This window comes from Aliidiomarina haloalkalitolerans (assembly GCF_003987315.1).
GTDB lineage: Bacteria > Pseudomonadota > Gammaproteobacteria > Enterobacterales > Alteromonadaceae > Aliidiomarina > Aliidiomarina haloalkalitolerans.
In genome coordinates, this window is the sequence record NZ_PIPI01000007.1 from 129,029 (window position 1) to 150,574 (window position 21,546).

At 45.6% G+C, this 21,546-nt stretch carries 18 protein-coding genes; 8 read left to right on the forward strand and 10 right to left on the reverse strand.

The annotated features are described in order from the left end of the window. The first annotated feature begins 94 nt into the window (after positions 1-94). A complete protein-coding gene (locus CWE06_RS09960) occupies positions 95-1,324 on the forward strand; it encodes a tyrosine-type recombinase/integrase (protein ID WP_126793671.1) in 1,230 nt (409 codons plus the stop codon). Here the strand turns inward: CWE06_RS09960 and CWE06_RS09965 are convergent. The 6 genes from CWE06_RS09965 to CWE06_RS09990 are packed head-to-tail and all read right to left on the reverse strand — an operon-like array spanning position 1,301 to position 9,816. Continuing rightward, positions 1,301-1,762, reverse strand: coding sequence for a hypothetical protein (locus CWE06_RS09965; protein ID WP_126793673.1), 462 nt, complete (start codon positions 1,760-1,762; stop codon positions 1,301-1,303). The genes CWE06_RS09960 and CWE06_RS09965 overlap by 24 nt on opposite strands. Beyond that, the gene (locus tag CWE06_RS09970; RefSeq protein WP_126793675.1) at positions 1,759-2,118 is read right to left on the reverse strand and encodes an STAS-like domain-containing protein; all 360 of its coding nucleotides are present in this window, start codon (positions 2,116-2,118) and stop codon (positions 1,759-1,761) included. Before CWE06_RS09970 ends, CWE06_RS09965 begins: the two co-directional genes overlap by 4 nt. Before the next feature lie 12 nt (positions 2,119-2,130). Then, positions 2,131-3,267 (reverse strand): hypothetical protein, encoded by a 1,137-nt coding sequence (locus CWE06_RS09975; protein ID WP_126793677.1) that lies wholly within the window; start codon positions 3,265-3,267, stop codon positions 2,131-2,133. Between the two features lies 1 nt (position 3,268). Then, a complete protein-coding gene (locus CWE06_RS09980) occupies positions 3,269-6,427 on the reverse strand; it encodes a type I restriction endonuclease subunit R (protein ID WP_126793679.1) in 3,159 nt (1,052 codons plus the stop codon). Positions 6,428-6,445: 18 nt separating this feature from the next. Next, positions 6,446-7,837, reverse strand: coding sequence for a restriction endonuclease subunit S (locus CWE06_RS09985; RefSeq protein ID WP_198679087.1), 1,392 nt, complete (start codon positions 7,835-7,837; stop codon positions 6,446-6,448). Further along, the gene (locus CWE06_RS09990; protein ID WP_126793683.1) at positions 7,834-9,816 is read right to left on the reverse strand and encodes a type I restriction-modification system subunit M; all 1,983 of its coding nucleotides are present in this window, start codon (positions 9,814-9,816) and stop codon (positions 7,834-7,836) included. The genes CWE06_RS09985 and CWE06_RS09990 overlap by 4 nt, the downstream gene beginning before the upstream one ends. A 170-nt stretch (positions 9,817-9,986) precedes the next feature. Between CWE06_RS09990 and CWE06_RS09995 the strand changes: the two genes are divergently transcribed. Next, entirely contained in the window at positions 9,987-10,880 is an 894-nt protein-coding gene (locus CWE06_RS09995) for a DUF6731 family protein (protein ID WP_126793685.1), read from the forward strand. Positions 10,881-11,401: 521 nt separating this feature from the next. Here CWE06_RS09995 and CWE06_RS10000 read toward each other — a convergent pair. After that, on the reverse strand, positions 11,402-11,614 hold the full coding sequence (locus CWE06_RS10000; RefSeq protein WP_126793687.1) for an AlpA family phage regulatory protein: 213 nt from the start codon (positions 11,612-11,614) through the stop codon (positions 11,402-11,404). Positions 11,615-11,975: 361 nt separating this feature from the next. Here CWE06_RS10000 and CWE06_RS10005 point away from each other — a divergent pair, with 361 nt between their 5' ends. The 5 genes from CWE06_RS10005 (at position 11,976) to CWE06_RS10025 (ending at position 14,531) form a co-directional block, all read left to right on the forward strand. Then, the gene (locus tag CWE06_RS10005; RefSeq protein WP_126793689.1) at positions 11,976-12,338 is read left to right on the forward strand and encodes a LytR/AlgR family response regulator transcription factor; all 363 of its coding nucleotides are present in this window, start codon (positions 11,976-11,978) and stop codon (positions 12,336-12,338) included. A 111-nt stretch (positions 12,339-12,449) separates the two neighbouring features. Then, positions 12,450-12,830 (forward strand): hypothetical protein, encoded by a 381-nt coding sequence (locus CWE06_RS10010; RefSeq protein ID WP_126793691.1) that lies wholly within the window; start codon positions 12,450-12,452, stop codon positions 12,828-12,830. 73 nt (positions 12,831-12,903) lie between these two features. Then, complete coding sequence (gene radC, locus CWE06_RS10015) at positions 12,904-13,398, forward strand: RadC family protein (protein ID WP_126793693.1); 495 nt, start codon at positions 12,904-12,906, stop codon at positions 13,396-13,398. A 17-nt stretch (positions 13,399-13,415) separates the two neighbouring features. Further along, complete coding sequence (locus CWE06_RS10020) at positions 13,416-13,841, forward strand: hypothetical protein (protein ID WP_126793695.1); 426 nt, start codon at positions 13,416-13,418, stop codon at positions 13,839-13,841. 129 nt (positions 13,842-13,970) lie between these two features. Next, positions 13,971-14,531 carry a tyrosine-type recombinase/integrase gene (locus tag CWE06_RS10025; RefSeq protein WP_126793697.1) on the forward strand — a complete coding sequence of 187 codons (561 nt, stop codon included), beginning with the start codon at positions 13,971-13,973 and terminating at the stop codon, positions 14,529-14,531. A 22-nt stretch (positions 14,532-14,553) separates the two neighbouring features. On the opposite strand, the gene CWE06_RS10030 is transcribed toward CWE06_RS10025, so the two are convergent. The 3 genes from CWE06_RS10030 to CWE06_RS10040 all read right to left on the reverse strand — a co-directional run bounded on the left by CWE06_RS10030 (position 14,554) and on the right by CWE06_RS10040 (position 18,845). Beyond that, positions 14,554-17,028, reverse strand: coding sequence for a S8 family peptidase (locus tag CWE06_RS10030; protein ID WP_126793699.1), 2,475 nt, complete (start codon positions 17,026-17,028; stop codon positions 14,554-14,556). A gap of 5 nt (positions 17,029-17,033) precedes the next feature. After that, on the reverse strand, positions 17,034-18,011 hold the full coding sequence (locus tag CWE06_RS10035) for an AAA family ATPase (RefSeq protein ID WP_126793701.1): 978 nt from the start codon (positions 18,009-18,011) through the stop codon (positions 17,034-17,036). 174 nt (positions 18,012-18,185) lie between these two features. Then, positions 18,186-18,845, reverse strand: a complete 660-nt coding sequence (locus tag CWE06_RS10040; protein WP_126793703.1) for an inovirus Gp2 family protein — start codon at positions 18,843-18,845, stop codon at positions 18,186-18,188. A gap of 662 nt (positions 18,846-19,507) precedes the next feature. Between CWE06_RS10040 and CWE06_RS10045 the strand changes: the two genes are divergently transcribed. Then, on the forward strand, positions 19,508-20,467 hold the full coding sequence (locus tag CWE06_RS10045) for a hypothetical protein (protein WP_126793705.1): 960 nt from the start codon (positions 19,508-19,510) through the stop codon (positions 20,465-20,467). Positions 20,468-21,546 lie beyond the last annotated feature (1,079 nt).

Consider the following 21,546-nt stretch of genomic DNA (forward strand, 5'->3'; position numbering starts at 1 on the left):
AAGTGGTGGGTAAAGCGGTGGGTATGCTATAGTTCGCTTTAGTTGTGGTGGTGGGTAAATTGCCTTCACCAAAAATACTAAAGGAATCATAGCTTTGGCCAAGTTAACTGCTACTCAGGTAACAAAACTCGCGAAATCCCAGGTGGGTCGACACGCTGATGGTGGTGGGTTATATCTCGTGGTACCCACCACTACCTCTGGCGAGCCTGGCATTCCCTATTGGATGTTCCGTTATAGCGTCGGCAAAAAACGTCGTGAAATGACACTTGGCAAGCTGAATGACATTTCGCTGGCGCAAGCACGTGGCCTAGCAGCTCAGCAGAGCGTTTTAGTGAGTGAGGGGCAAAACCCAATTGCCCTGAAGCGTAAGGCTACCGAACAAGAGTTCGTTACCGTTGACGATCTGTTTGAAGATTGGCAGAAAACCAACGAGAAGCGCTTAAAGCACTCGAAAATTCCCGCACGTGTGTACCGCAAAGATATTCAGCCTCATATTGGTGATCTTCCTCTTGATCAAGTAACGGCTCGAGACATCCGTAAAATCATTACCTCGATCAATGACTCAGGGCGGCCAACCATCTCGAACGATGCGCTCATGTACTGCAAGCAGCTTTTCAATCACGGAATAAAGCTAGACGTCGTCGGGGGAAACCCGGCGAGCGCCTTTCAAGTGAGTGATGCAGGAGGTTTAGAGGCAAGTAGAGACAGAGCGCTCACACTTGATGAAATTAAGCACGTATTCAAAGTGTTTCGTGATAACCCGATGGTGTTCACCCGCGACAATTACTTAGCGTGTGCATTGTTGTTGCTGTTGGGGGTAAGGAAGTCTGAGCTGTGTGAGGCAAAGTGGGCAGAGTTCGACCTTGAAAAGGCTACATGGGAGCTTCCTAAAGAACGAAGCAAGTCGGGCGTAGGGTTTGTTATCCCACTACCTGAATTGGCCGTAGAGATGTTTAAAGAGCTTAAATTGCGGGCCTGTGGTTCCGAGTACGTGTTACCCAGCAGAAGACTCGCCAAGCAACCGCACATGGGTTCTGATACCTTAAACCGAGCCATCGCCAAAATGTTCGGCAAAGATCCCGGTAAGAAAAAGCAGCCGGAAAACCTTATGGGCGATATCGAGTACTTCCGAGTACACGATTTGCGACGCACCTGCCGTACCCTGTTGGCCAGTTTAGGCGTTCCCGGCCACGTGGCCGAGCGTTGCTTGAACCACAAGCTGAAGGGGGTAGAGGGGATTTATGATCGGCATGATTACTTTGAGGAGCGGAAGGGGGCTTTGGAGCTTATATCTAATCGATTAAAAATAGTATTTGTTAACTAAAATTCTCGCTTTGGTATAAATCGACGCTATTCTTCTGCTACGCGAAAGGTCAGACTTAACATTTCCTTCGAAATTTCCGCCAGTAATAGCCTCAAAAGATTCGACTTTGAAATTACTTAGCGTCATACGGTCGGAAGTTGACGAATTAGCACAGGCTATGCTTAAAAATTTATCGATACAGTTATTTTGGTGCATTAGCATAGTTCTTATTTTCTTTCCTAATATCAGCCTTTCAGTTTTGTCCATCTTCTTTGCTGACCAGTATAAAATCGAGTCGTCCATTATCTCTATTAAAGTGTTTCGCAACTCAATTTTTAAATTGAATTTCTTTTTGTTTGACTCTTTAATTTGCTCCATTGTAAAGTTTGAGACAAACCCCAATATAGAGCCCGTCACAACACCTATAAATACAGTGAGGACATAAGTTTCAGGGTTCATTGACTAGACCGTGTGTATTTTTCAGAGTTAAATTTAGATTCGTTCACATATGTAATAATGCGATCTTTAAAAAAGGCGAACTCCTCGTTACTAAATTTAATCTCTATTAAATTTAGTAACGTTTTTGAGTCAAAGTATCCATGTTTAACTATCCCTCCAAAAGCTTCAGACAAAAACGATGAGCCGTAGCTCTCTATGCCGTCATCTAAAATAATGGTTAGCTTTTCGCCTTTCTCCAGTTTCCGCAAGGCGGGTAATAAGTATTCCTCGCGAAACGCCTCTCCACTGGCATCCCCATCCGAATAGTATCTTCCCGCAGGGTCGACTGAGAATTCAGCACCAATATTTATTTTCATTGCGCTCACCAATCAAGGAACTGTTACTGACCAGATGATTAAAGTTCCGGGCAAACTCTGGTCGAAATCAACCGTCTTTATCGTTTGCACCCCAGACTCAACCGTGACTTTACATAACCCATGAGAACTGATAATCGAGAGATATCCGTTACCCCGCTGTTTGATAAATTGTAGCATGTCCTGTAAACCTTTACCTCTATCTCCCTTATTAGTCCGTGTTCTGCCGTATGATAGAGCGGCTCTTATCATCATTGAGTCAAAATCGTCTGAAAGGCGAAGCCTTCTCAAGTATCTCTTGAGGTACTCCCGAGCGTGAGAAGTAGGTAAGGTTGCAGGAATACCTACCCCCTGATCATAAAAGGAAACTTTTAGTTCTCGAGAGCGTTTATTGAAGGACGCGGTAAGATACCAATCCTTTTCATGGGTGCGTGTTTGTTCTTCAGGGTAAGCATGATGAGTTACGTTTAGTATTGCTTCTCCAATACCACTGTGAAGAAAGATCCATTTGTCGAGCTCCTTCTTCCCTATGAGCTCCTTTATACCTTTCTTCAGTTGGCGAGTCTTATCGTGCTCACCAATGGTTCCTTTAATATATCGCAAGATATTGTTATCTCCGGAGTTTTTCTCACAGTTAAACTTATCTTTTAAGGAAGGAAATATTTCAAAATAGCCGAGCGATGAAAACTGCTGGTAAATTAAAGGATCCCAGTGATGGACTGTAGGAATGAGGCGATGGTTCACTCTGCCGTCCCACTTTGATATTTCTGACGTTAATACTAAAGCGGCGGCTGATGATGCTTTTTTGATCTTATCAAATCGAATGCTTCTAAGTCTAAGTTTTGACTCTCTATTGCCTATCATCTCGACTAAGTATCGAATTGAATTTATATAAAGGGTTGTGACCTCAAAGTCAGTTGAGAAGTTTAATTTTTCGGGAAGCCATATAGTTAGATATCTTTTTTTTGTTTTTCTTATGTCGACTCCTTTTGAGCGAAAGTAATCTATTTTTTTTAAGGCCTTATTATTTTCTATTATCTTCTGATTACTTTTGTCCTTGATCTGAAATTTCTGCTCGAAAGAGCGTTGAGAACGATGAGATATATTTAATCTTACAATGCGAATCCTGAACTTAGGCGACTCTTTTTTCAACTTAGCCTCCAATATCCCGCAGCATCGTCAATATCAATCGCGAAAATTTAGAAGCAATAGTCGGATTTTCGAGAACTTCCATGGAAAGCTTCTCATGCTCAGTCATTGCATCCAGTACGCGGTCAGTTACACGCTGAGGGTATAGACCATGCATTATCTCATCCTCTGAGTGCCGCTCTATCTGAGCCATTACTTCTTCATCCCGTTTTATGCGTTTGGCTATGCCTTCTGCGAACTGTAACTTGTCCTCGTCACTGACCTCGGCACCAAATAAATCATTGAGCGTATCAATAATTTCCTGAAGCTTTTTCTTTTCTGGATCATGAGGTTTACCACTACCAACGGCTTTAATTGACGCTAGGTATTCCGTGTCACCTTCGCCGAGTTTAATCTGTTTCTCAGCCTTCTTAGTCATGCGGTAGTGGGTAAGGGTGAGTCCTGACACGTCAACGTCGTCTGAATCGTCCAGACGCTCGATACGCAGCAGTGGTAGCAAGTTTTTAGCGTACACACACAAAGCTTCAAGGTCGCTGTCGTTGTAGGGTACGATTTGGGATAGAAATTCGTACACTCGCACGTAACTGCCAAGATTCTTTTTGAATAGCTCGAGCTGGTCAACCATTTCTCCCGCAGCTTTTACTGAGTCTTCTGCCTTTGTTAGGCTGCTTTTATCGCAGTACTGCGCTGCTTGGGCTTTCATAGCCTTCGCATCACGTAGTGTTTCAACAGCATGATTGTAGCGTGACATAAAACGTTCTTTAGCAGGCTTGCAGTAGTATCCGAGCTTTGTAGCGTTAGCTTTCGGGTCAAAGAACGCAGTCGCAAAAGCCTTTACCTCGGTCCATTGGTAAATGTGTTCTTCATCTAGTTTACTCATGATGTCGAATAGAATGTGTGGATCTGTAACCGAGTCTAGTTCTGCGGAGGTGTAGTAGGGCTTAAAGGATTCAAGTATGTCCTCTTCACTGTTGAAGAAGTCGAGGATGAAAGTCTGGTCTTTACCGGGAAAAGTGCGGTTTAAGCGCGATAGCGTTTGCACACACTCAACACCTTGAAGCTTCTTGTCCACGTACATGGCGCAAAGCTTGGGCTGGTCAAACCCAGTCTGATACTTGTTGGCTACTATCATGACGTTGAAGTCATCGGTATCGAGTGCTTTGTCATGGGCGCGGCCATTGAGACCTGGGTTTAGTCTGGCACTGGTTTCTGTAAAAGTTTCTGCTATGTATTCGTCTTCCGGGACTTCGCCAGAGAACGCCACCAAGGCGTGCACATCCTGATAGCCTTTATCTTGGATGTATTTGCTCATAGCAAGTTGATAGCGCACTGCTTCTTGTCGGCTACTAGTCACCACCATGGCTTTGGCCTGGCCGCTTAACAGGTGACGGACGTTTTCACGAAAATGCTCAACGATGATTTCAACACGTTGGTTGATGTTGTAAGGATGCAATCGCACCCAACGCGCCAGCTTCATGCGCGCTTTCTTGCTGTCGACCTCTTCATTTTCGCCATCAGGGTGGGCAATCTTCCATGCGGTCGCATACGTAGTATAGTTTTTCAGTACATCAAGAATAAAGCCTTCTTCAATGGCCTGACGCATGGTGTAAACGTGAAAAGGTTTCGGCTTATTGTCGTCGCTTATTGGTGAATGCGGATCATCTGGACGACCAAACAACTCGAGGGTTTTGCCCTTGGGGGTTGCGGTAAACGCGTAGTAACTAATGCGCTCGTTCGGCATTCTAGCTTGCACGGCGGCATCTAAGAGGTCTTGAGCGCTGATGTCTTCGCCTTCTGGCCTGTCTGAGCCAAGCAGTGCTTTTAGCTTGCTGGCTGAGCTGCCTGTTTGTGACGAGTGCGCTTCGTCCGCAATGATTGCATAGTGGCCGGATTTGAGAGCAGGGTACTTGTCAATGGCATCATACAAAGCTGGGAAGGTCTGAATGGTGACTACAATGATGCGGGTTTGCTCTTGTAGAGCTTCAGCCAGTTGCTCAGATTTGCTTTTATTACCCACGTCACGGGTAATGGCGCGAATAACACCATCTGCGTGCTCAAACTGCCGAATGGTTTTTTGTAGTTGCGAATCAAGCACGGTGCGATCGGTAACGACAATAATTGAATTGAATAGCTTGCTGCCATCCTCTGCATACAGTGACGATAGCTGATGCGCAGCCCAAGCAATGGAGTTTGATTTGCCGGAGCCCGCACTGTGCTGAATCAAATATCGTTGACCAGGGCCTTCTTGCTTGGTGGTGCCAACCAGCTGGTTTACCACATCCCACTGATGATAACGCGGGAAGATCATGGTCTCTTTGCGTTCTATGCGCCCATCAAAGCCATCTTTTTCTTCAACCTGCAAGTGCATGAAGCGACCAATCACCTTAAGCCATGCATCTTTATTGAATAGGCGCTCCCACAGGTAACTGGTGGCGTAGCTGTTTTCATGCTCTGCTCTTGGGTTACCTTTGCCGCCGTCTAGCGTGCCTAGGTTGAAGGGTAGGAAAAAGGTGTCTTTACCGGCCAGCTTAGTTGTCATGGCAACTTCTTCTTGGCTAACAGCAAAATGCACCAAGGCACCGCGCTTAAACGTTAATAGCGGCTCGGGCATCCGGGTAATAGGGTCTTTGACTGGACGGTCTTTCTTATACTGGCGCTTGGCATGTTCAACGGTCTGTTTGAACTCGCTTTTAAGCTCAAGGGTTGCCGTTGGAATGCCGTTGACGAAAAGTACCAAATCGATGCGCGGGTTATAGTCACCGTCGCGAGCGTAAGGGGAGTAGGAGACTTCTTCGACTACGCGCAAACGATTGGCGTGATAACGACGCTCGGTATCGGGGTTCATGCCATGGTCAGGTCGAAAGGCACAGGCCTTAATAGTACCGCCAATGGCTTTAAATCCGTGTCTGAGCACATGCAAGGCACCATCACGAGCCATACCCTTAGTGGCAGCTTGAACTAAAAGCTTTTCAGGATCACCGGCGTTGAGCTTACAAAAGCGCTCCCAACGGTCCGGGTAGGCTTCTTTAACGAAAGCAATTAAGTCTTCGGTGTAAAGGGCATTTAACTTGTCGTACTGGCTGGCAGAGCCAACTAACCAACCGCTCTGCTCAAGACTGGCTAAAATATCCTTTTGAAACTGACGCTCTTTGGTGTCAGCCATGTTGCATCTCCGTTTGTACTAATTCTTTTTCTCCACTGTATCGGAACCTTGCGGCGGTTGCCAGTCGCGTACGTCAATTTTGCCGGTAACGGCTGCAGAGATTAGGGCGGAGCGGCGCTCTTTAAGTTTTTCTACTAATTTTATTGCTTCACCAGCGAGCTCAAGAAGTTTCCAATTCGCTTTAACCACTTTTTCCACTATTTGATGTTGTTCCTCCATTGGTGGGCATGGAAAAGGCATCTCCTTAATTGTTGACTGACCAATGTTTAGCATCGAGTCACTTGCCCCGGTAGCTGCAAGCTCGATTTGTTGCCGCGCCACCCCTGTGGTAAGAAAAAAGCATAAAAATTCTGGAAGAGCTTGGCTATTTAATCTTAAACGAAAGATTTTATCGCTAATCATTAGGTTTTCGTGATTTACCGATGGAACACCGACACTCCCTACTAGTTCGCGAGTATTGGCTCTTGATATCAAGAGGTCGCCCGCTCTCACTGATAATTCGTTTTTGAATGGAAGACCTGGGGGTAGTCGTTTGTTTTCCTCGTGAATAAATCTTCCATGCCTCACGCATCCTACCTTTAATACACCTAGTTCACTCTCATCAGAAACAGGCTCATTAAAGCATTGAGGACTCCAGCCTTGTTCGAATGAGTTAATCACATATTTAATTGGTAACGTGTGCCAATGTTCTGGTATTTGTCCAATCCACTCAACACCAGAATCTTTCATAGGTACATCAGGATTCAAGCCTTTGGTAACAGCATGACTGATAACTGCCTGACGCTTTTCTCTTAATAACTCTATCAACCGCTTTTGCTCGTAAATCAGCGCGTCAATTTTTGCCGTTTCGTAGTCGAGGAATTGCGCTATTTTTTGTTGCTCTGGATAGCTAGGAACACCAATTCTTTCTTGTAAATAGGCTTCGCTGTCTAAATTTTGGATGCCTGTAGTTTGCTTGATTGAGCAGTAGTTAACGTTGCTTGAGTAGAGAGCGTTAAAACAATAATTCAGGAACTCTGGTGAATGGCCCTTTCTGGGTCTCATCTTAGCAACGAAGTTTGAAGTCACAGCGTCGAAGTCATGTTGAAAAATAGCAACAGCGCCGACTAGTGTTTTATCGCCACCGCCAGATTTCTCGATTAATAAATCGCCACGTTTAATCAGGCGGTTAGCTCTTTCTGAGTAACTAACTGATCGGAACGTAAGTTTTTCAGTCGAGATAGAGTTCGCAGCTCTGTCGAAGTCTGCTATCCGAATACAAGCGACATCATACTTGCCATCAGGTTCACTTCCCCAAATGCCATTAATGCAACCATCCACTGTGCGCTTTAAGGATGCTTCGCGCCAGTCCTTTGGTATTTTGTTAGTAAGCCTACTGTTGGATTTCTTATACTCATGGTATGACTTCACGCTGACAGCTCCTCGATCATCTGTTTGATCCTGTCGGTGCATTCTTTAAGGTCAGCGTCAATTTCCTCAAGCGGGCGAGGAGGCTCGAATACATAAAAGTGACGGTTAAATGGAATTTCAAAGCCTACAATGCCAACCTCGCCATCTTGCTCATCACGCTTACTTTCATCTATCCAAGCATCAGGGACATGTGGTTTAACTTCTCGTTCAAAGTACTTCTGAACACATTCGCTTAATGGAACGTTTTCGTAATCGCGCAGGGTATTATCAGCCTCCGGGGTGCCTTTATTGTCGGTGCAAACATCGGCACTATTGTCGCGTTCACTTAATGCGTTCAATACTGCTTTTTGTTGAGCAGCAGTTAACTTGAGTTCTACCTGTTTTAGTGTTTTGTTCATGGCATCGGTGAATTGCTCTCGATTGATGAACAAATGCTCTGGGTCGATGTTTGCTAGCGCACGGTGAAGTTTTTTGATGTCACTCTCACTGAGTTTTTGCAGCGCTTTTTCATCAAGTAAGCGTTCAAGCCGTTCACTGCTTGTTTGGAAATTCAAACGAAGCGGGCGCTCGATCGTAATGCGACGATAGCCAAAGGTTTCGTTAGTAAATACCTTGCTGTTATCGTTTTCCGCTATGTTGCCATATAGACGCACGAGCTTGTTGATGTGCTCGTCAGTCAGGTATTTACGCTTGCTACCCAACGACTTTCGCATCTTGGCGAAATCGTTGCTGCCATCGATTAGTTGCAGCTTGCCTTTGCGCTCAGGCTTTTTGTTATTGGAGAGAATCCAAATATAGGTGCTGATACCGGTATTGAAGAACATATCGGTCGGCAGGGCTACGATTGCTTCTACCAGGTCATTCTGCAGTAAGTAACGGCGTATCTCAGACTCGCCACTGCCCGCAGAGCCGGTAAATAGGGGGCTGCCGTTTAGCACGATGCCAATTCTGGAGCCGCCTTCTTTGGGATCTCGCATTTTGCTGACTAAATGCAACAAGAAAAGTAACGAGCCGTCTGACACACGCGGCAAGCCAGGGCCAAAGCGACCACCAAAGCCTTTCGCCTTATGCTCATCGTTGACCACGCGCTGTGACGCTTTCCAGTCTACGCCAAATGGCGGGTTGGCCAGCATGTAGCGGAACCGTTCTCGTGGTAACTGATCGTTTGAAAGCGTATTGCCTAGCTTAATGTTGTCGACCTCTTGACCCTTTATCATCATATCGGCTTTACAGATAGCGTAAGACTCGGGGTTAAGCTCTTGACCAAATAGCTTTACGGTTACTTTTTCGCTAATTGACTGAATGTACTCGTCGCTTTCAGACAAGAACCCGCCGGTGCCCGCTGTTGGATCGTAGATAGTAATAATGCTGTTCGGTGTTAATACGTCTTCCTGACCTGTCATGAGCAACGATGTGGCGGCATGTACGCAATCACGAGGAGTAAAGTGCTCACCGGCCGTTTCATTTGAGCTTTCAGCAAACTTGCGGATGAGCTCTTCAAAGATAAGACCCATACCAAAATTCGAAACAGTGCTAGGGGACAGATCTATTTTCGTACCGAAGCGCTGGGTAACCTGATACAGCAAGTCAGCTTCGGCAAGTCTCAGTACAAACTCTTCGAAGTTGAAGTGCTCGAAAATCTCACGAGCCGACTCGCTAAATGACTGCACATACGAAATCAAGTCTTCCGCAGTTTGTGTGTCGGAGAGCGTTTCGAGGCTTAAAGATGACGAATTAAAAAATTGATGTCCGGACTCACGAATGAGCAGCTTCTCGCGCACCGCGTCAGGTTTGGTTTTATGAAGCTCAGCAGCGTCGAGAACTTTTTGTTTGGTTGGAGCCAAAACGCACTCAAGACGACGCAGCAGGGTAAAGGGTAGGATAATGCGCCCATATTGAGACTGTTTGAAATTTCCGCGCAGAAGATCCGCTACTGACCAGATAAAGGAAGCGGTTTGAGAGTAGGTTTCAGTATTCAAAGGTACGTTCCTCGGGCTTGGCAAGGGCGCATATCAAGTAAGCATCCCAACTAAATGTTCTAGACTCCAATCTTAAGTTACCCAGACAAATACTTCACTTACTAATTGAAATAGGCTCGATATACTGCTTTAGTGGTGCAAACAAGTTTTAGTCTTGAAGGGAGAGCTTAATGATTAATCCGAATGAAAAAACTATCACTTTCGATTTTTACAGCATAGGCCTCGCGGCGGAATCTCAGTTTGATTTTTTCGGCTTTTTAAATGCAATTGTTCAAAGAGGCGGCTATGGTCAGGCTTGGGAGGATGGCCCATACGCTTATGAACTCAGAGACGTAGCAGTTGTAAATGGAATTGTTCGAGGTGAGTTTGCCAAATTCCGGCGAAATCTTTTACCCCATATAGGCCAACCTGGTGGAGCAGAGAGGCAGATCGATTTGCAGGAAAAAGAGGCTCTTATCGAGAAAAACTATTTTTCGTACAGGCCTGCAGATAATCTTTTGACATATCAATTAAACGGGCATGCGAGTCGTGAAGCCAAATTTGCGGAATATTTAAGCACAGTAGTCGGCGAAGCAATAGTCTTCAACCCACTGATCCAGGCTAACGCGATTCAGCGTTTGCTCACTGGTCAATTAACGCCGACCGCCTTACACTTAACATTCTCTCGTCCGACAAACCGTGAAATGTACCCGGAAGATGAATTTGGCTGCCGTTTATTAGACTTGCTTGATGAAGTTGGTGGAGCAAATATTTCCTTGAAAATCACTAGCCATAAAACAGCAGCAGATGTAGAACGCCGTAGTCTAGAGGAGAGGGCAAAAAGTTTTGCTTCTGCGTTTGCAAGGTCACCAATAATTAGGACTGCAAAGGTTACTGCAGTTCGTGACGGAGTGGATCACCCTATTGACTTAATTGCGGACAGAATTCGGTCACGCCAAAATGTAGCAATGGGAAGTCGGTATCCAATCCGGACAGCGGTGTTTGCTGCGATGGAAGCTGCATTTGTTGAACAAAGAGATGCTTTATATGAAGTTATTGGGGAACCGGGCAACAGAATTGACTAAGTGGCTGCTTTCTTTTTTGGCTGGCACATTAGCTTTTTACAGCTTCGATACATTTGATGACATTCGGCTCACGGCAACAACACTAGTGGCTTTGTCGGGCACCTTAACCGGATTCATCTTAACTGCTTTATCAATGCTTGTCGGTATAGCGGACAGGCCTTTCATTTTGAAGTTGCGGCAAACCCGTCATTACTCTGTTCTGGTGAAAGGAGCATTTACTTCAGCGGCACTCTGGTTAGTAGTGGTAGTGTTTGGACTCTTAGGACACCTCACTACCGATAAAACACAGCAAATCATCCTATCTATAGCAGTCCTCTCAATGGTCCATGCCTTATGGTTTTTTGTAGCATTGGGAATAAAGTTCCGTCGAGTGCTCGTTAGGGTCGCTCGAATTTGAGTTTAGGGTTCAATAAAAGGAATGATGCCATCGAGCAACCAACTTTGAGTTTAATGATGCAGTTGTCGCTAATTTTACTTGAGTCCGCTGAGAAGTGTTTCGGTGCAAGGATGACTTGTACGCATTACATATGCTCTGACTGAGCTTTACTTGGGGGGCAATTCCGCTCCGCAATCCGTGCCCGTATCCAATCATCAACCTCCTCTTCAACCCAGGCTCGGCTACGGCCAATAGCCGTTACAGGCTTCGGGAACATGTTCTCTACCACGAGCTTGTAAATACTGGTTCTGCTGAGGGTCGTCTTTCTCTTTACTTCGTCCAACTTAATCAGGCGCATGACGGTAATCCTTCGAATTAGCTTCTGTCATGCGATGGCGCGGAGCTGTAATTTTTTATCGTTGTGAGCCTCTCAAGATGCTTGTCACATCAATGAGTGCTTTGGTCACTCATTTAGCGCTTTTAGTGGCATAAGCCGCTAAGTGAGAAACAACTTTGCCAGAATCTGAAACTCATACGGATTCAAGGGTTTCAGGATGAAGAAAATTATTTTTACAGGCTGCGTTCAGGCCATGCGCAAGCGCTCAGTGCTAGTGACAAGCCATCAATTTTCAAACCTATATCACCCAGTGTGCATTCACGATTAAGAGGGATTTGTATGCACACCCAAACTACTAACAAGCAACAGCCCCGGTGGGCCTATGTTTGATATCCACCAAGAACTGTTTGCTGCAAAGTCAGCACCGGGCATTGTTGAAGTGATTCGCTTGTCGAATGTTTCACACATTAAGGCGTCAGGTAACTATGTCGATTTCGAACTGCTGAATGGGCACGTTTTTCATCGCATGACGCTCACTCGCTTAAAGGAGCAATTGCCTGCACATTTCATTCAAGTTCACCGAAGCTTCATCATCAACCTCGCTCATCTACAGCGACTACAAAGTGAATTGGGTCGATACACCGAATGTGTTCTTACAGGAGGAAAGACGGTCCCTATCGGCAAGCAATATCGCAAGATGCTCTTAGACCTGCTGCGAATTGATCAAAGTGATCACGTCGACTAACCCACGAATAAGCCTACCTACCATCAAAAACCAACATCTCGTCACTATTTGTTCGTGTCGAGACTCTTCTATGAAACGCTAGACCCTAACCACTAGAAAAGGGACTTGAGTATGAAAATAGTCTACGAGTCAGAGCCTACAGCTTTTGATGAAATAAAGGCGTTGCTAGCAAAGCGTGAGTCGTTCGAGGTCAAAAGCCTCAGCGTGAACGATACGGTACGCATCGTTGAGCAGCAGATTGATAAACTTGGCATGAAGTCACGTGTATTTACCGCAGGGCGCAAAGCCGCGATGCTCGCATCGTTCTGGGGACCGACCGCTGTTGCAGGTCTTGCATCGGCAGCCGCGATGGGAATCCATAACTTAGCTACGTGGAGCCCAGATTATGAGATCGCGCGTAACATCGTGACTAAAACGGTTACCGTAAAGTACAAGCGAAAGATGAAATCGGTTGAGGTCAACAAAATGCCAGAGGAGCAAGCGCCGTCATAAGACGGCGTTTTTCATTCGAAAACTTTTCAAACCTATATCACTGGAATGAATCTTCAACCGAAAGGATCATTCCATGAGCAACCAAGAAAACAATTCCCCAAAGCCACCTAAAAACTACGTCACCACACGACGCCTTACCGAGCAGGAGCTCTTTCATCGCGCCAGCGAATTATTGGAAGATAAGCTTGCTCGAGGACAGGCGTTTTGTAATCCCAATACCGTAAAGGACTTTCTTCGCTTCAAACTCGCGCATAGCGAACGCGAGGTGTTTGCGGTGATGTTGCTGGATAGCCAGCATCAACTCATTGAGTTTCGTGAACTGTTCTACGGAACCATCAATGCAGCGCCGGTTTATCCGCGTGAGATCATCAAAGCCGTCGTTGAAACGAACGCAGCAGCCGTGATCTTTGCTCACAATCATCCATCTGGTGTAGCTGAGCCTTCCGACGCAGACAAGCGTGTTACTGACCGCCTGAAAACCGCACTCGATACCATTGATGTGCAAACCCTTGATCACATCGTCGTCGGCAAAGACACCGTCTCTTTTGCTGAACGTGGCTTACTGTAATTCAAAGGAGGATAGCAATGAGTGCATTGAATCCAGTAACCCAGAAGTGGATCGTTATCGGCATTAAAGCTGCTGTAGCTGCGTTGGCATTAATACCGGCACTACGAAAGCCACAGCGCAATGACTTACTCCGAGGGCCGAAACAAACAGAATCACCGTTTCGTTCGATGCCGAGTCAGTTTAGCCTCGTGTTTATGACCAGCAATGACCGGGCGAATGTGGGCATTGAACTCGAGTATGGGTTAGCTAACAGTTACTTCGTCGACAAGGATAAGATTCAAAGCCTTGCTCGCTACTACCGGGCCTATGCCGTTGCGATTCATTGCAACGATGAACTACACCAAACCCAAGGGCCGTTATCGCGCCAGCAAGTGATCAATCAAATTGCTGATGCGTTGCGTGAAATCGACGTCAAAATCATCCCCGATGTCAGGGCATGTTAAATCCACCCATTCTAAGTTCCCAAATTGTACTTTTGGGAACATTGGAAGCCTTTAAAAACGGGAACTGAGGGGCTGAACAGGCTCTGAAGTTCCTTTTTTTTCGTCTGACAACAAATAAGGAACATAGCCATGAGTGAAGTTCATGCTGTGAAGAATCTTGATACCGTGAAGCTCGTCAGCCACTTACTCGAGCGCACCTATGGCCAACAAATTGCCGATGTGTGGAACCTAGGCCTAAACCTTGCACTTCGAATTAGTGATTTGCTCTCAATTCGCTTTGAGGACATTCATTCCGACCGCGTTGTGCTCACCGAAGGTAAAACCGGCAAACTGGCGACAATCAAACTCAACGACAAAGCTCGTGAAATCATTGAGCGCCGACGGGCCGAATACCCCGACCATGTTTACCTGTTCCAATCGCACCGTAACCGCTGGTCATTACGCAAGGAACCGAGACCACTGAGCCGCCGATATGTTTCACTCGCTATTTCAATGATAGGCGAGGAGGTCGGGCTCGCGTTGGGTACGCACTCCATGCGAAAAACGAGGGGTTACCATTTGTACAAAAACACGAACGACCTTGCTCGAGTAATGAAGATGCTGCGCCACAGTTCAGAGGCCGTGACACTGCGTTATATCGGCATTACCCAAGAGGATGTCGATCGGGACTTTGTTGAGTTGGAGCTTTGAGGGGCGAGCCCCTCATTTTTGCTCAGATATCAATCCCAATTTTGGTTTCGATTTGAGCTTCGATTATCGCTTTGACTGCGGTGTAGATGTCAACTTCACTTTCGGGAGTTTCAATGGTTAAGATTAGGGAATATCGTGTTGTTTCATCGTACATTTTCAGAGGCGCTCGAGTCTTCCACCAACCTGCTGTTGGAATTATAGCGATCTGGTTACGTTCAGCCAGTTCTGCTGCTGTTCCGGTCCATACGTCTTTGGCTATTGACCCGTGTGCTCGATTCTTAGAGCCGATTAGCCAATCCCCGTTATCATTTTGGACTTGGAATTCCGGAGGTCTTTCGGCGCCATTATTTATTCTCATAACTAAATCATCAGCTCCCTCTAAAGAGCGCTTAAGATCAAAAATAAGGTTATGGCTTTGGTATGAGTACTTGCTTGAGAACGCCCTATTTGAAGGGTTTGGCTCGATAAAGTATGAAAGTGTAACTGTCAATTTAACTGGTAGAGCCCCTAGGTCTTGCAAAATCTCCTTTGGCCAAGGTAGGTCGTGTGTGACGAGCTCATTCAATCCGGGAGCGCTAGTACCTTTTTTAAAAGGCTTTATTTCATCTTCAATGATGACCGACACTCTCTGGCTGGCACTATCTAGCGCGACTTCAAGATTAGGGATTCCATAACCCACTCTCCGCATCAATTTTGCAGCCATTTGCTTTGACGTTAGGCCCCCTTGAATTTGAGCTTTAAGCGCGTCCGTCCATTGAGCAGAATGAATCATTAACCCACGGACAGTTTCAGGTCGTAAGTCTGGGTAACGAGAGTATATTTGCGCGGCAAAATTTGCCGCCAGAGCTGTTGCAGCGCTCGTTGCCCAGAGCGTGGTGAACAATCGATTTTGAATGTCATGATCGGTCGTTAATAAAGACAGAGACGGATGACTAAATCCACCAAACGGACTGACTGCAACATTACCACCTTCAAAAACCACATCCGGCTTGATAGGTTTTTTATCTTCCCATGCAGTCGATGTTGAAGAGTATGGCGAGATCTCGCCGGATTTCGCGAGCGGTGCCCCTTGGTTTGGATCGGTTAGGTTAACCTTCGTTGTATACGCCCCGACCGTAAGAGCATTCCATGACTGACCGGGATCATGTATCAACTGCGAATCAAGGCAATCAGGATACTGATGAAAATCTGCTGGTTGAAGGCTTGAGTTGCCCCCTGCGACAATAAATAGACGTTTAGGGTCTTGTTCTCCAAGTCTATTGAAACATAGTTCATCGATGGCAGCTGACCAGGCCGATGGGCGACCCTTGTCTCGAGTATCTGTTGCGGAGATAGCCATTGTGAAGACTCTGTTCACATTCGGCTTTGCTGTCTCGGGCGCGGTTGTTGCCTCTATCGTTATAGCCCCATATGCCTGATTGTTATTGTCCCCGCCTTTATTAATGATTTTTACCGACTCGATAGAATGGCCAATTTCAACAGGCTGCTGTGATTCTAGGGCAGTTTGCAAATCTCCATAAAGTGCTAACCCAGACATATTTGTGCCGTGACCATCACTATCAGTGGCTCCAAACGCTTGGTTCACTGTAAATAAGTTCTCTTTATCAGAGTAAGGACCAATAAGTGGATGGCCAATATTAACCCCAGTATCGAGAATAGTAATTTGAGGGTGTTCTTCATCTCGAGTGTCGACGAGGCGAGTCTTTAATTCAGTCGTCCACTCTCGCTGCTCCTCGATGGTTAACTCATCGAAAAACTCGGCAGTTTCTTTTGGTTTCTTCAGTTCAGCAATACAATTAAGTAAATGAACACTGGAACTTAATTTGTGAGCGGAGGCGGTCACATAGACGACTGTTCGCTCACGAAAATTTATCTGATGTGGTGATACATGCAGTTCCATTTGAGCTGCTAATTTTTTGAATTCTCGTTCCGGTGTTCCATTTCCCTTCACTAACCAAACTTCCCAGACGACTTGCTCGTGTGCATTTTCAGGAAATAGCTCACGCGAATCAGTCCACAAGGTTTGCAGCGTGGCGCGTTTGATAGCCTCAATACTTTCTATCACATCTCGGTGGGATGGGGACTCCGTTTCAATGTTCGCCGCATATTCTTGTAATTTTTTCTGAAAAAAAGTTAGTTTGCCTTCAGGCACAAACACAGTTGCGTAGTATTTGCTATCTATCAACTGGATGTTAAGAAGCTCAATTTTTTGAGTGGCATTCTCAAGGCTATTAAAGACAAGTTCAAATCCCTCGAAGCTTTCAAAGGTGATCTGGATACCGATGCGCTCAATGTCATTTTTATGTGCATCAATTGATATTTCGTTTGCGAGAGAAGTTAACTCCGCTAACTGGCCCGTAAGGTTAATCGTGTGTAGTAGGGGATTGATAGCTGGTAATGATTTGTCAGCGCCACTTCCACCGCCCTTTCTCTTTAGGGGGGATCGGACTCCGTTATTTCCGATAAAAAAATGAGGCTTACGATCCTTGTCTGCCATTTTTGCTACCTACCTTGTCGTTCCGAGCGTGAAACTTGTATGCGCTCTTTAATTGCTCTGTCGAGCCAAGTGGCCCTGAATTTAGGTACGTCACTAATCAGCATCTCTTTGACGACATCGTCCGCGATTACTTTGACATCTGCCGCACTCAGTCCACAAGCTTTTTTAGCGTAAGCTTGCCAAGCCAGACGAGTTGGAGCGTAAGGTTTTAATCTTCGCACTAGTAGCTTTTCGATACTCGATACGGAGGGTAGCTGATAATTAATTACGTCATCGAAGCGTCTAAAAAGAGCCCGGTCCAGCAGTTCGCTATAATTCGTGGCGCAAATTATCAAGCTGGTTGACGTATCCTGTTCGATCATCGTCAACAAGCTATTTAATACACGGCGGGCTTCACCTACATCATTTCCAGACGCTCGGTCTGCACCTAACGCATCGAACTCATCGAAGAAATAAACGCCTCGTACACTTTCGATTGAGTCAAATATTTGTCGAAGCTTGAGTGACGTTTCACCCATAAACTTGGTGATCACTGCGTCGAGCCGAACTTCGAACAACGGATAACCTAGCTCACCAGCAAGGGCCGCCGCCGTATAGGTTTTACCGGTTCCGGGAGGGCCTACAAGGAGAAGCTTGCGTCTTGCATTCAGTCCGTGACTGCGAAGGTGGTTTATATGTGAAACTTCTTTAATGACGCGATCAAGCTGTGCTCTAGCGTCGTCCGCAAGAATGAGGTCATTAAGCTTGGTCGAGGGGCTTGATATGTTCAGGAGTCCGGATGAATCGCGTTGACCTTTGGAAATCGATACAATTTGCTGCTCTTGTTTTGCCTTATTCGCCAACTCGCGTAGCTCCGCTGCCAGTTTAACATGCCCAATTTTTGCCTCGTGCGCAGCTACTTGAAGTGCGACAGAACGGAAGCGTTCAGAGTCACCTGAGATGTGTGCATGAAATAGGGCCTTTAACTGAGCAGAGCTAGCCATCTGTAACGTCCTTGGAGTTCAACGGTCTTTCGATTTTATAGCACGATAAGTATACATGAGAAACCATGAACGAGCACAATTTGGTTCGAGTACAATGTACTGAATTATTATCATGATTGTTTGGTACAAACTAAACCTGCTCGGTTTAACTGTAAAGCCGAGCAGGTGACCATGTTAGATTTGACTCACACCAAACGACCGATACCGATTCCCATAGGTCTTGGTCTTTGCTTTTGCGAGGTAGCTGGCGCGGTAGAATACGTCTTGAAATACCTGCGCAAAGTCTGGGCTTCCCTCCTGTAGATGGTAAAGCGGATTCTCCGGAAAATTTACTGTCCCGATGGCATTCCAATGTTCGAGTTTTAATGCGTAAGCCCAAGCGGTGTTAATCATACCTGCAAGACCTTTATCGAAGCTCTGGAAATTGCCAAGCTGAAAATAGGTGTCGCGGTTAACAAACAGCAACATGTGATAATGACCATTTGATTCATCTGTCTCCTCTCTACACCAAATGTACCGCAGACGTGTGTCGTGGACTCTGGCGCCATTAGCGCGCCTTTGTCGGCAGTCTACGTTAATACAGTAGCGAAGCTTTTCGATGAATCTGGTTATTACCGAATTATCGTCATCACACTGATAAAACCTTGGGAACAGTAAATCTATGCGAACTACGAGTGTCCGAGGGTGGTCGTTCAATGCTCCATTCATTACCGACAAGTTAGCATCCAGGTATTCAACGATAAGGGGACCTTGTGATTGATTACAAGCAAATCCCTTGTAGGTTGGTTCGTAGTGAAGGTTTAAATTGCGATTGGCTGCCAAACGTTTGTTCATTGGATCTTCCTATGCTGTATTTGAGTTTCATAGGAAGCTGCACACCTGTAAAAATTTATTAGTTATCTTGGATTGGCTTAGACCAATCCGCATTACCTAGCTTGTCCTCTTCTATTAGCTTCAATTACTTATGACTGCTGACTTAACTGATTTGTATATATTACCTAAACCGACATGCGCTGCTGATAAACAGCCAATGTGGCTCGGTGATCCTATTCGGGATGCTCGCGTTTTAAGGCAATGGTGATTTCGAAGTTAAATGCAACGCAGAGGGTTTTTCGTGAGCTCTGAATCTGATGGCGAACCAGATGACCTGTAGGAACCTTGCCTTTTGAGACTTTAAGAAAACCTAACTGAAAGACGTAGTCAGTGTGGCCTATTTAAAAAGAGGCTTATAATTTCGCTCGACCTCGGTACAATACCCGTTTAAACCCTCTAGATACAGTAGCTCACGAGCTTTTAAGAGTGCGTTTTAAAATGCGTTTTCATGGTGTTTTGTGGTTTTTTATGGTTGTTTTGAATGTTTTCATTGAGTTTTTTAGTAGTGTTAATTATATTTTTTGCCTAACAATGCATATTGCCACTGCCTTTTTTCTGGTTGTGTTTTGACCATGGCAGTTTTGTGGACGCGGGCACATTGAAGAGTTTCTGAGGAATTATTAATGGCGGTAAGAAGTCCGGCAATCGATTTTGCTAATCGGCACTTGCCGAAAGGTAAAGCGAAGGTTCATTTGATGTACGCGGAGCTCTTTAATAGAGGTATTTTACCCCCTACGATTGAGCCGCCCACTATCGAGGAAAAACGACAGTTAATCAGTACCTGGTTACGTGGAGTGTATCGTAAACAGGACGGGAGTGAACAATTACTCTCGAAGCTTGAAAGAATTTTAGAGGTACCTAATTTTCAGGATGCCGATCTGCGCTGGATCGATGAACTAGACACATCGATGTTATACACTTCTTGGCTGATTCTTGTAAGAACTAGTGTTATCGTTAATATGAACGGATCGTTTACTATTAATAGCTTTTCGCCTCGTGATTGGCGAGATGAGCAAGATGCAATATTTGGGGACGGGCTCGTTCTTAATCCGGATTACATCAGCTTGGGGTTGGATCAAACTCCTTCAAGCAAGGAGAAGATTCGCCAGTGCTTATGGGAATTTTTTATCACCTCGTGCCAAAAAACTGATGTTAAGAAGCAAGTTTTGAGAAATCTAAACATCAGAGTTCAGACGGCGAAATCTAGCCAATGGTTTACATTCGCGAAAGGGGACTCCGAGGAAAAGCTCGACTGGCTCTGGTCCTACCTAAAAAAGGAACTTTCGCTTCCTTACTTGATAAGCGAACGAATGCTGGCTTTCAAGTGGGAAAGAATATTTGCAGAATTTGAGCTTCTTGATCGATCCCACAACGTCAAATTGGCGGAGTATGAGAAGGCGAAGAAGGCCTACAAGAATTCTGTGCGGGTCAAGTCAGATGGCAAGAAGGCGCGTATTAATCTGACTTTGGATCTTGAAGCCAAAAACCTACTAACAGAAATGGCGGGTGGGCCCAGGCTGCAAAGCCAACTTATTGAGAAGCTAATCTACCAAGAAGCAGCGAACCGTGGTTTATCTAAGTGATCTAGTTATGGACAGAGAATTGGTGAGTCGGTAGGAATAATTTCAAGTTGAGCCAGTATCTTCAAGAATGCTATTAATTTTCTGTGTACTTTACTTGTATACCCAAGTCCAAAATATTGAATAACGGTCCTGAGTCTAGGATAAGAACCGGCAAACGAAGAAAGCTCCACCATCACTCGTTTCGCTTCTTATCCATCACGGAAAGAATCCGCCAACGAAAACAGTCACCGACATTGCCGCCTCGCTGGGTGTAGCCTAGTATTGTTAAGCTGTTCAGATACTCATGGACTTGAGAATTGTCGAAGAAATCAAATAACATCGACACCAGAACTTGTCATGTCAATACTCTCCGTGTTGTTGAACATGAATGTCTGTGCCCAGAAATATCCCTTGCTCCTCTGCCGCGGCTTTAGTAATCTCAAACATTAGTAACAAAGCACGCCGACGGAATTATGGCGAGCGATTATTGAGCCAGCTCAGTAGTTTCCTCAAGGAAGAGCCCTCCTCATAAGTTTTTCTTCGCCTGTTTGAATTCTCGTTTCGCTGCATTGCCGCCGTATTTTTGTGCTTGTTTACAAGTTTTTCCTACCTGTCAGGGTTCTAGGGTAAATAAGGGGACGATAGCAGATAGGTTTAAAGAACAATAAAGTGTGCATGCTGGTGTATTAAAGATCAGAGGCATGCTCATTAATACAATGTTATGGACACAGAGAGATTTGGGTGATGACGAAAGTTAAAGGACGCTCCAAAGCCTACAGGTTCACTCATGCAATTCTAAAGTGGTGGCACGGAGGCGAGTCTGGCCGACAGAGTATCCGAAAAGGTACTGGGGTCTATGATCCTTCTGAAGGCTTCGATAAGCCCGACAGCCCAGACTTCCATTGGACAGCTCGTTTTGTTCGCGCACCAGTAAAACTGATTTGTAAGCATTTCGGATCGGTATTTGTCGGCTTAATTGTAGGTATTACGCTATTGATAATTGCACAGCGTTGGTTTAGCTAATCTATAACCAAGCGCAGCACTAAACAGCCTTCGGCTGTCGGACGCTCGCAAGCTCGCATTGATGTGCGCGGCGTGAG